Genomic DNA, 9,831 nt, shown 5'->3' with positions numbered 1-9,831 from the left:
CATCGGGCACCTTCATTACTCGCACGGCCGGAACCATACGCACCTCGTGCGGCCAGCACAGTCGCTGAATCAGGTGATCTGTCCAGATAACTTCGTCGCCTGGCCTGCCGACGCCGCGTGCGAGGGACTTCAAGGGCCCGGACGCGGGCCGGGAGAACCTGGGGCATGCGGTCACGCTGCTGCTCACCCCCACCTCCAACCTGGGCACGATCGGCGGCAGCCAGCACCCGGACCTGCGCAAGGCCGGCGGGCACGGCCCGAACCTGAGCGACCTGGTGGAGCACCTGCTGCCGACGCCGCGCGCGAGCGACGGGACGAAGGGAGGCCCGAACCAGCGCGGGAGCAGGGGCGACCTGACGATGTCGAGCGCCGCGGCGAAGATGCTGCCCACGCCGAGGGCCAGCGACACCGGGACGCCGGGGCGCCGCGGCGGGGAGGGCTTCCGGCCGCCGCTGTCGCAGGTGGTGCTGCCGATGTGGACCTCGCCACCGGGGGAGGGGCCCGCTGGGGGCAGTACACCGCCGCCATCGCCCGATGGGAGCGGGTGATTGGTCCCGCACCGGACCCGGTGGATTCCCGAGGACGCCTCGCCCCGGCATTCGTGGAGTGGGTCATGGGCCTCGAAAAGGGCTGGGTGACGCAGATCACAGGGCTTTCCAGATCGGCCCAGCTGACCGCGCTCGGCAACGGCGTAGTCCCTCAACAGGCCGCTCTGGCAATGGAGTTGCTGACGCCCGGAATTTCCCTTTGCGGGAATCACCGAATTCCTTGACAGGGAGATTCCGACCTCCATAGCCCGTGGGATATCTCCCAATCAAGGAGTGGGGGTGTGGGGCAGAGTCGTGGACATCACCCCGCCTCCCCGAAATTCCGGAGCACCTCTTGTCCACCTCAATTCCTGACGACCCGCCGGAGCGCGGCCAGGTCACCGCCGAGACGCTCGCCGAGTGGCGCGCGACCCTGGCCGCGCTCCAGGCGGAGCGGGACTCGCTGGCGATCGTGGCCGACCGCCTCGCCCAGGACGACGACGCCGACGACGACTTCCTGGACCTGGAGTTGGACCTCGGCCCCGGCTTCGAGGACGCCGACGGCGCCGACGGCGACCCGGTGTCGCTGACCATCCTGGCCTTCGACGACGACGCCCTCGCCGAAGAGGTCCGCACGATGACCCCGTGGGTGGACCACATCCTGCTGTCCGCCTACGGGGCGGAGATCGCCTCCGGCCGGCCGTGGTGCACCCGGTGGCCCGAGCACGACGAGGCCCTCGCCCGGATCCACCACTGCTGGCTGGCCTGGCAGGAGTTGACCGACTCCCGCTCGGGAGCGACCGGCCCCTCGGTGTGGCAGCGCGACCACCTGGAGCCGCTGCTGCTCAAACTCCGCTCCCCGGACGGCCCGTTCGGCGCGTGCACCACCAACCCCGACCACCCGCACCACAGGTTGCTTCCGGTCCCGCCGCACACCGACCTCTCCTCGCTGCCCGTCGCCGGGCAGCCCCGCGCCAGCGTCTGAGCCGGCCCGGCGGCACCCGACCCGCCGCCCGCCCGCCGCCGCGCGCACCTCCCGCCGCCCGGCGACCTCTCCCCTCCAGCTCCGCGAAGGATTCCACCACCATGTCTGTGCCCACCCCCGTGACCTCCTCCGTCGTGCGTGACCTCTCCCTGGCCCCCCGTGTACAGCAGGCCATCGCCGTGCTGGGAGCGCCGAATGTGATCTCGATCCTGCGGACCCTGGACCGCAACGGCGGCACGCTGCTGAACCGCTCGTTCTCCGAGGCGATGCCGTGGATGGGCTCCGCCCTGGGCGCCCGGCTGACGGCGATGGAGGAAGGCGGCCTCGTGGCGCGCTCCGGCTCCGGCCGGGACGGCGCAGTCGCCCTGACCGAGGCCGGGCGCGAGGCCCTGCAGATCCAGGTGCCCGTCGCCCGCTGGGCCTCCGCCCACCAGGACCGCCCGAGCACCGGCACCGGCCCGGGCGCCTACACCGCGCAGGCGCTGGCCTCCCTCGACCGCCGCTACACCGTCGCCACGCTGTGGGCGATCGCCTCCGAGGGCGAACCGGTGTACCCGTCGGAGATCCAGGACTTGGTCCTGCCCGCCGACGGCCCGCACCCCGCCTCCCTCTACCAGCGCCTGGCCCAGCTGCGGGAAGCGGGCCTGGTCGTGCGCACCGGCGAGCGCCGCGCCTACCTGTACGACCTCACTGCGGCCGGCCGGGAGCTGCTGGAACCGCTGGACGTCATCGCCCGGTGGGCCGAGCGCCACGTCCCCGCCCCGCAGACCGCCAAGGCCCCGGCGCCCAAGCCGCAGCAGGCCGCCCGCCCCGTCATCCCCTCGCCCGTCAGCGCGCCCGCCGCCACCGCGCCCTCGCCCGCCGCCCAGGCCGCCGCCCGCGCGGGCGCCGCCACCACCCGCTCGACCACGGCGCTCAGCTTCAGCGACACGCCCGCCCCGCAGGCGGCCCCGCTGGTGGCCGGCCCCGCCGCCGCGCACCAGCGCTGACGGGACGGGAGCAGAAGACACCGTGGAAACCACCCCCACCACCAGGGCACCGAGGCCGATGCTGCACCGCGCGGGGCAGCCCGACTCCGACCTGCCCGCCCGACTCGCCGACACCCTCGTCGACGTCCGCCCCGCCTACCTCGCCCCGCCCACCCTGCGCTCCACCGCCTCGGCGGCGCGCACCCTGCGCGCCGCACGGTGGCGGCCGCTCGAAGCGCCCGCAGACTTGGGACGCGAGTTCCACCACCCGCGCAGCCGGATCGTCGCGGTCGTCACCGACTACAGCAACGAGCGCTCGCAGGACGCCCTCATCGCCAGCGGCCCCGGCTGGCAAGCCCAGTTCAGCGCCCGGGTACCCGACGAGATCCTCGCGCACGCGGTGGCCGCGCTCGTCGACCACGCCGAGAACGGACCGGCCGACGCCGACCCGGAGGCCGCGCTGGCCGGCCTGGCCGAGGCCGGCTGGAGCGGCGCGCACCGCCGCGAAGGCGCGGTCGAGGCCATCGCCCCCGACTCGCTGGCCGAACTGCGCTGGGGCCCGGACGAGGACACCAGGGAGCCGTCCATGCGGATCATCGCCGCAAGCCCCCACAGCAACCCCTGGTACGCGGAGCTGCGCGGTGCCGTTCCCGCCCAGCTCACCGAGGCCGTCCTCGCCGCCATGGCCAGCCCCGCCCCGGCGCGCCGCCGGCTGCGCGAGGTCCCCGCCGGCCTGCTCCAGGACCTCGACATCACCCCCGCCCAACCCCGCGCCGCGGCGGCCACCGCCGCTCGCCCGTCGCCCGCCGCCCGCGCGGCAGCCCTCGGCGCACCGATCATCAGCTCGCCCGCACCGCTGGGCTCCGACTCCGCCCGGAGGGCCCGTTGACGTCCCCGACCCTTTCCCTGCCCGGCAGCGCCGCGAGCGACCTGGTCGCCGACCTGGTGGAGGAGAGCGAGCAGATCCAGGCCCTCGCCCGCGCCCTCGACCTGCCGGCCTGCGTCCCCGACGGCACCCGCCTGCTCAGCCGCCACCTGCTGGCCACCCTTGTGCACCTGGCCACCGCCACCGCGACGGCCGCCGCCCTCGTCGACCTCACCGACACCCCCGCCCTGGCGCACCTGCGTCCCCTGTCCAGCATCACCTCCGCCCTGTCCGGCCTGCTGGCCGCGAACACGGCGATGGTCGACACCCTGCACCACCTGCTCGCCGAACCCGCCGCCGCCGAAGCCGCCGGCCTCCTGCAGGCCAGCCGAGGGCAGGCCGCGACCCTGCTCACCAGCGCCTCGGCCCACCTCGGCACCGCCGCCGCCCAACTGCGCCCCGCCTCGCCGTGAGCGCGCACCGCCCACCCGAACCTTCCCCTCCGGAGCCCGTGACCACCCCCACCCCGCACCCGACCGGCCTGCGCCGCATCCTGCGTACCCCCCACGTCGCGCCCCTGCTCGCGGGCACGCTCACCGGACGCCTGCCGACGGCGATGGCCCCCGTCGCCCTGCTGCTCGCGGTTCGCGCCGAGCACGGCCCGCTGTCCCTGGGCGCCGCCCTCGCCGCCCTCTACGCCCTGGCCGGCGCGATCGGCCAGCCTCTGCTCGGCCGCGTCGTCGACCGCACCCGGCTGGCCTCCGTCGTCGTGGGCGCCGCCGTCGTCTCCACCACCGCGTTCGCCCTCCTCGCCGCCCTGGGCTGCACACCCCGCCCGTTCACCGCCTGCCTCCTCACCGTCCTCGCCGGCGCGGCGACCCCGCCGCTGGAGGCCGGACTGCGCGCGATGTGGCCGCGCCTGGTCGCCCCCGCCGACCTGCACGCCGCGTTCACCCTCGACAGCACCACCCAGGCCGGCGTGTTCGTCGCCGGCCCCCTGGCCGCCACCGCACTGGGCCAACTCGCCTCCCCCGCAACTGCCCTGGCCGCCTGCGCCGTCGTCGGAGCCGCAGGCTCCCTGACGGTGGCCATCCGCCCACCCGCCCGCCGGAGGACCCCCGCCCGCCGCGGCGGACACTGGAGCGGTCCGCTGCGCTCGCCCGGGCTGCGACTACTGCTCACCGCCCTGTTCGCCTTCGGCGCGGCCCTGGGAACCTTCAACGTGCTCGCTCTCGCCCTCGGCGAGGCACACCGCAGCGGCTGGCTCGCCGGACTGCTCCCGGCCGCCCTGTCCACCGGCAGCATGATCGGCGGCCTGCTGGCCGCCCGCTCCCCGCAGCAAATCCCCGTCACCCGCCGGCTCCTGCACGCCGCGGCCTGCTTCGCCGCCTGCCTTGTACCGCTGGCGTTCACCGCCGCCCCGCCCAACGCGCTGGCCGCCGGCTTCTTCGCCGGCCTCTACCTCACCCCGCTGATCACCAGCTCCTTCGTCGTCACCGACCGGCTCGCCCCGCCTGGCACCGCCACCGAGGCCGCCGCCTGGCTGATCGCCGTGATCGGCGTCGGCCAAGCCGCCGGATCGGCCGCCGCCGGACACCTCGCCGTCCTCGGTACCACCGCGCTCGCCGCCCTGCCCCCGCTGGCAGCCGCGTTCACCGCCGCGCTCCTCGCCGCCCGCCGCGACCTCCTCACTCCCAACCCCCCTACGGAGAAGCCCGCTTGACCCACCGCACCACCACCAACGCCAGCACGCCGTCCCGGATCCATCTCGTGTGGGACTGGAACGGGACAGTGCGAGACGACCTCGACGACCACGTCGCGGCGCTCAACGCGACGCTGCCCCGCATCGGCGGCCCCCGGATCGACGTAGCCACGTACCGGGCCCTGCACGCCGTCCCGATCCGTTCCTTCTACGACGCGCTCGTCGGCCGGACGATCACCGACGAGGAGTGGAGCCGCAGCAACGCCGAGTTCCTCGACGTGCTCCACCGGCGGCCGGTGCGCCTGCGAGCCGGGGTACGCCAGCTCATGCTGGGCCTGCGGGCCGCCGGCCACCGCCAGAGCCTGCTCTCCCTCGCCCCGCACGCGCGCTTGCTGACCGAGGTCGCCAAGGCCGGGATCGGCGGACTGCTGGAACGCGTCGACGGCCGCACCGGCGAACCGGCGCACTCCAAGGCCCCGGCCCTCGCCGCCCACCTGTCCGCCCTCGGCGTCGAACCGGGCCGCGCCCTGGTGATCGGCGACAGCCTCGACGACGCCGTCGCCGCCGAGGAGGTCGGCGCCGTCGCCGTCCTGCACACCGGCGGCCTGCACAGCACCGAGCGCCTGGCCGCCGCCGGCGTCCCCCTCGCCGACAGCCTGCGCGAAGCCGTCGAGACCGGCATCGCCCTCCTGAAGACGCGCCAGGGGGCGAACCGGTGAGCCAGCCCACCGCGCCCGCTGCTTCCTCGGCCAGTGTTGGCACCGAGATGGTCCTGCGCGTCTTCGATGTGCCCAACCTGCGGGCGATCCCCGGCTGGCAGGAGGACGAGGACACCCCGCTGGGCCGCTCCGCCGACGACGTCGCCCACCTCGCCCGGCGCCTGGACATCGTCCAGCAGACCCTGGTGAGCGTGGCCGCCGGCATCCGCCGCGACATGGACCGGGTGATCGGCGGCGACGACGCAGACATGCCTCTGTCCCACGGCGTCCTCAGCAACAGCGGCCAGAGCCTGGACTTCCTGGTCGTGCGCCGCTCCGAACTCTTCCAGGCGCTGGAGCGTGCCGTCGGCCTCCACCGGCTCCTCGCCGCCCACCCACCGGCGCCGCCGCCCGAGCAGAAACCCGCTGCACCCGCACAGCAGAAGGAGAAGAAGCTCACCGCCACCCAGCGGGCGACGCTGGAAGCGGTGGCCACCGGCAAGGTCACCATGCACGCCAGCGAGATGCGGAAGCCGATGCAGGTCGGGGCCGCCGGGGTGCAGGTCGACCGCAAGGCCCTCAACGTCTTGTTCCAGCGCAAACTGGTCGAACGCGACACCCGCACCAGCCTGTTCGTGGGGCAGACGGTCCGGCCCACCGCCGCCGGGCTGCGGATGCTGGCCGTCCTGAACGCCGCCCCGGCCGCCGCGCCCACCGCTGCTGTCACCGCTTCCCCGCGCAGCACCGCCCCGGCCGCCACCGCCCGGAGGCCGCGATGAACACCGGACCGGCGCCCGCACAGATGGTCGGCGGCACCCCCGCCTTCGCGGGGCGGCTGATCGTCCTGGAGCGCCTCGGCCTGGACACCCACGACATGCTGGACCGGCACCCCGAACCAGGCGAACTGCGCACCCTGGCAATGCTGGTGAGAGGACAGGCGGATCGGGTCGACGACGCCGACGACGAACTGCGCCGCCTCGCCGCCTACGCGATCAGCCGCCTGGAGCGCACCCGCAACGGCGACCACCGGGACGCCCGCTCCTCGGGCCTGCTGCGCACCCTCGCCTCCGACATCGAGACCCTCGCCGCCCGCTACGCCCTGTCCGTCGAGCACCTCGGCCGCGACCTGCACACCTACCGGGAGGCCGCCGAGCGCTCCACCGGGACCGAGCAGCCCTCCCGGGTCCAGGCCGCGCAGGTCCGCTCCTCCACCACGACCGCCCCCAACACCCCGCTCACCACCGCCGCGCCCGGGACACACACCCCCTCCCCGCCCGGCACCGCGACGAAGGCCGCCCCAGCCCGTTGAGCCGGGCCAACACGACCAGGAGACAACGCACTTGGGAACCTGGGATATCGGCCCTTTCGACAACGACCACGCCGGAGAGTTCGCCGACGACATCGGCAACGCCCGATCGGATCGCCGAGGCGCCGTTGTCGAAGAGCGCCTGAACCGCTTCAATGCCGCGCCCGAACCCGACTACTACCTGCGCAACGAAGCCATCGCCGCCGCAGCCCTGGTCGCTGCGCAGTGCCCCGGCGGCCCGTCCGGCAACGCCCCGTACTGGCCCCGGGTGAAGATCCCGCAACTTCCGGCGTACCTGCGCCCGCTGGCCGCCACCGCCCTCGACAAGGTGCTGGCCGGCGTGCAGGACGACATGGAGCTCTGGTGCCGGACCGGCAACCGAGGGATGGGCGAGCAGTGGCTGGAGGGGGTCGAGGACCTGCGAAGAGTCCTCGACCCGGACACCCCGTACACGGTCGCCTACACGCCTGCGCCGCCGCTGCCCACCGAGGTCGGCACCCTCACCGTCCACCAGGCGCTCGGTGTCGACCGGATCCGCGCCCTGCCCGGCGCGGGCAGCAGCGGGCCGTTGGGCTCGCTGGTCCGGCAGATCAGCCGGGCCGCGCTCCGGTTGGACTCGGCGCACGAGAGCGTCCAGACGGCGGTGGAGCACACGATGCAGGCCCTCGGCGACCTCCGGCAGCGGCTCCAGGACGCCGCCGCGGACTCCGACCGGGAGTTCCATCCGCGCGACGTGCCCACCTTCGCCGTCCCCGCCGCGCTCCCAGCGGCCATGGCCCAGCGGGCCGAGCGACGACAGCACCTGCAGGACCTGATCGGTCTGTACCGCGAGCTGTCCGCCCCGGTACCCGCCGCCAACCGGGCGGCAGCCGCGAGAGCCTCCACCCACACCTTCTCCCGCCCCGAGTCCAGCCCCGCAGCGCAGGCCGCACTGCCCGCCCCCCTGCCCGCCGCCGACCGACACCGCTGAACGAAAGGACCCCCTCATCGCCCCCATGACCCCGCACACCCGCAAGGCCCTGGACCTCCTGTCTCCGGTCGGCACCGTCCGCGTCATCCTCACCGCCCGCTACTACGAGACGCCGGCGAAGACCCGTCTCCAGGACGCGCCGCCCAGCGCGTCCACAGACGAGGAAGTCGTCCGGGCGCACCTGCAGCGCCTGCAGGAGGGCGGGCTGTTCGACCCCGACGCCGGCACCGACATCCGCACACAGCGCAGCACCCAGGCCGGCCAAGACCTGTGGGCAGTTTTCGTGGAGAGCATTCGAACAGCTCAAGCACTGCGTATGGAATTCGCCGACCAGGACATCGAGCTGACGGTCGAGCAAGTCCTGACCGTGGCCGCCGATCCCGCCGTCATCGACACCGTCCACCGGACGGGAGGCGCACCCACCGCCGGTTCCGAGCCGGAGACGGCTCTCGCTGGCCTGGGGCCGGATGCCGCGCCGACGCTCGACCGGGAGGCCGTCGACCGCCTCGCCGTGCTCTACGAGCGTCTCGACGACTGGCACCGTTGCCACTTTCCGCTGGAGGGCCGGGCAGGCGCCGCCACCTCCCGCGGCCGGTCGAGGAACGTGGCCCCCGGCGCGCCGGCGGCGAGCACCGAGCCCGAAGGCCCCACTTTGGAGCCCCGCCCGCGCCGACGCTGACACCCGGCCGTCATCGTCCGCATCCAGGCCACACGCCATCCGGTCGCCTCAGGGCGATAGCCGAGCGCCGCTGCGCCCCGCGCGTTGACCTGATAGCGCCGAGAGCCGCCGGACTCCCGCCCCGACCTCCCACTCGACCGGAGCCCCGCCCATCGACCCCTCCTACGTCTCCGCCGTCTTCGACTTCCGCGTCGACGACCTCGAACCGGCCGGTGCCGCCAGCGCCGATGCCGACCTCCACCTCGGCGTCATGGACCTCGCCTCGATGTCCGAGCAGCACCGCGCCGACGGCGACCGCCACGCCTCCTTCTACGTCCTCTACAACACCGCGCACATGCACGACGACGTGCCGGGCCTGCCCGCGATGGTCGCTGTCCGCGTCCAGCGCGACCGCGCGGCGGGCATGTTCGAGATGGAGTACGCCTGGCACCCCCTGGTCGCCATGGGCGAAGGCTGGCTGGTCCGGCGCGGCGCCGACCAGACGGCCTTCACCCGCCAGGGACCGATCGGACCGGCCGACCGGGAGACCGAGCGCATCGAAGCGCTGCTGCGGGCTTCCGGGGGGAGCGGCCGGTTCACCGTCCACGACGACTACAGCTTCGACACCGCGCCGTACGACACCTGGGTCATCGCCACCGACACCCTGGCCGCCGACCCCGCCCGGCCGGTGCGCGTCTTCCACGACCGGCGGCAGATCGACAACGACACCCACACCCTGCGAGAGGGCCACTTCGTCAGCGTCGAGGACGCCCGGGCGTGGACCGACGACCTCGACTCGCCGCTCCCGCCGCCCGCCCTTTCGCCCAGCGCCCGCGCAGCGGCGGCCCTGCTCGGTAGCTCCGCCGCGGCCGCTGGCTGGGCCCGTGTCGTCAGCACCCCGCCGCCCGCTGCCCCGCCGCCGGGCAACGGACGGCCGCCGAGCCGCTGACCGTTTTCACCCGCCGCACTGACCGAGCGCGCCCATCCACCGCGGCCCACCGAAGAGGAAACCCCGACCATCACCACCTCCCTCCACGTCCAACCGCTTTACCTTGCCGGCCCCGGCGACATCGCCACCGCCACCGCACCGCTCACCCGCTACGGATGGGCCCAGGACCCGACCAGCACCCGGCTTCGCCTGCGCTCTCCGTG

12 protein-coding genes are annotated in these 9,831 nt (G+C 74.5%); all 12 read left to right on the top strand.

Going from position 1 to position 9,831, the window contains the following annotated elements; genetic code table 11:
• The first annotated feature begins 475 nt into the window (after window positions 1–475).
• The 12 genes from ABD345_RS33675 to ABD345_RS33620 all read left to right on the top strand — a co-directional run bounded on the left by ABD345_RS33675 (window position 476) and on the right by ABD345_RS33620 (window position 9,628).
• Window positions 476–772 (top strand): hypothetical protein, encoded by a 297-nt coding sequence (locus tag ABD345_RS33675; RefSeq protein ID WP_344557812.1) that lies wholly within the window; start codon window positions 476–478, stop codon window positions 770–772.
• A gap of 110 nt (window positions 773–882) precedes the next feature.
• The gene (locus ABD345_RS33670) at window positions 883–1,512 is read left to right on the top strand and encodes a DUF4913 domain-containing protein (protein WP_344557810.1); all 630 of its coding nucleotides are present in this window, start codon (window positions 883–885) and stop codon (window positions 1,510–1,512) included.
• A 101-nt stretch (window positions 1,513–1,613) separates the two neighbouring features.
• The gene (locus tag ABD345_RS33665) at window positions 1,614–2,501 is read left to right on the top strand and encodes a hypothetical protein (RefSeq protein ID WP_344557808.1); all 888 of its coding nucleotides are present in this window, start codon (window positions 1,614–1,616) and stop codon (window positions 2,499–2,501) included.
• 22 nt (window positions 2,502–2,523) lie between these two features.
• A complete protein-coding gene (locus tag ABD345_RS33660) occupies window positions 2,524–3,369 on the top strand; it encodes a DUF317 domain-containing protein (RefSeq protein ID WP_344557807.1) in 846 nt (281 codons plus the stop codon).
• A complete protein-coding gene (locus tag ABD345_RS33655; RefSeq protein WP_344557805.1) occupies window positions 3,366–3,818 on the top strand; it encodes a hypothetical protein in 453 nt (150 codons plus the stop codon). Before ABD345_RS33660 ends, ABD345_RS33655 begins: the two co-directional genes overlap by 4 nt.
• A 38-nt stretch (window positions 3,819–3,856) precedes the next feature.
• Window positions 3,857–5,068, top strand: coding sequence for an MFS transporter (locus ABD345_RS33650; protein WP_344557803.1), 1,212 nt, complete (start codon window positions 3,857–3,859; stop codon window positions 5,066–5,068).
• The gene (locus ABD345_RS33645) at window positions 5,065–5,766 is read left to right on the top strand and encodes an HAD family hydrolase (RefSeq protein ID WP_344557801.1); all 702 of its coding nucleotides are present in this window, start codon (window positions 5,065–5,067) and stop codon (window positions 5,764–5,766) included. Before ABD345_RS33650 ends, ABD345_RS33645 begins: the two co-directional genes overlap by 4 nt.
• Complete coding sequence (locus ABD345_RS33640) at window positions 5,763–6,524, top strand: hypothetical protein (protein ID WP_344557799.1); 762 nt, start codon at window positions 5,763–5,765, stop codon at window positions 6,522–6,524. The genes ABD345_RS33645 and ABD345_RS33640 overlap by 4 nt, the downstream gene beginning before the upstream one ends.
• On the top strand, window positions 6,521–7,054 hold the full coding sequence (locus ABD345_RS33635; RefSeq protein ID WP_344557797.1) for a hypothetical protein: 534 nt from the start codon (window positions 6,521–6,523) through the stop codon (window positions 7,052–7,054). The genes ABD345_RS33640 and ABD345_RS33635 overlap by 4 nt, the downstream gene beginning before the upstream one ends.
• Before the next feature lie 31 nt (window positions 7,055–7,085).
• Window positions 7,086–8,021: a DUF4259 domain-containing protein gene (locus ABD345_RS33630; RefSeq protein WP_344557795.1), complete on the top strand. Its 936-nt coding sequence runs from the start codon at window positions 7,086–7,088 to the stop codon at window positions 8,019–8,021.
• A gap of 25 nt (window positions 8,022–8,046) precedes the next feature.
• The gene (locus ABD345_RS33625) at window positions 8,047–8,700 is read left to right on the top strand and encodes a hypothetical protein (RefSeq protein ID WP_344557793.1); all 654 of its coding nucleotides are present in this window, start codon (window positions 8,047–8,049) and stop codon (window positions 8,698–8,700) included.
• A 250-nt stretch (window positions 8,701–8,950) separates the two neighbouring features.
• Window positions 8,951–9,628, top strand: coding sequence for a hypothetical protein (locus ABD345_RS33620; protein WP_344557791.1), 678 nt, complete (start codon window positions 8,951–8,953; stop codon window positions 9,626–9,628).
• Window positions 9,629–9,831: the final 203 nt, after the last annotated feature.

The organism is Kitasatospora saccharophila (genome assembly GCF_039529925.1).
Taxonomy (GTDB): domain Bacteria; phylum Actinomycetota; class Actinomycetes; order Streptomycetales; family Streptomycetaceae; genus Kitasatospora; species Kitasatospora saccharophila.
Note: the sequence above shows the minus strand (reverse complement) of the source record. Positions and strands in the feature narration are given on the sequence as shown.

Bases quoted from the DNA above. Each gene is read 5' to 3' on its own strand.
- ABD345_RS33625 (WP_344557793.1), top strand. From the start codon at position 8,047: ATGACCCCGCACACCCGCAAGGCCCTGGACCTCCTGTCTCCGGTCGGC.
- ABD345_RS33620 (WP_344557791.1), top strand. From the start codon at position 8,951: ATGGACCTCGCCTCGATGTCCGAGCAGCACCGCGCCGACGGCGACCGC.
- ABD345_RS33635 (WP_344557797.1), top strand. From the start codon at position 6,521: ATGAACACCGGACCGGCGCCCGCACAGATGGTCGGCGGCACCCCCGCC.
- ABD345_RS33665 (WP_344557808.1), top strand. From the start codon at position 1,614: ATGTCTGTGCCCACCCCCGTGACCTCCTCCGTCGTGCGTGACCTCTCC.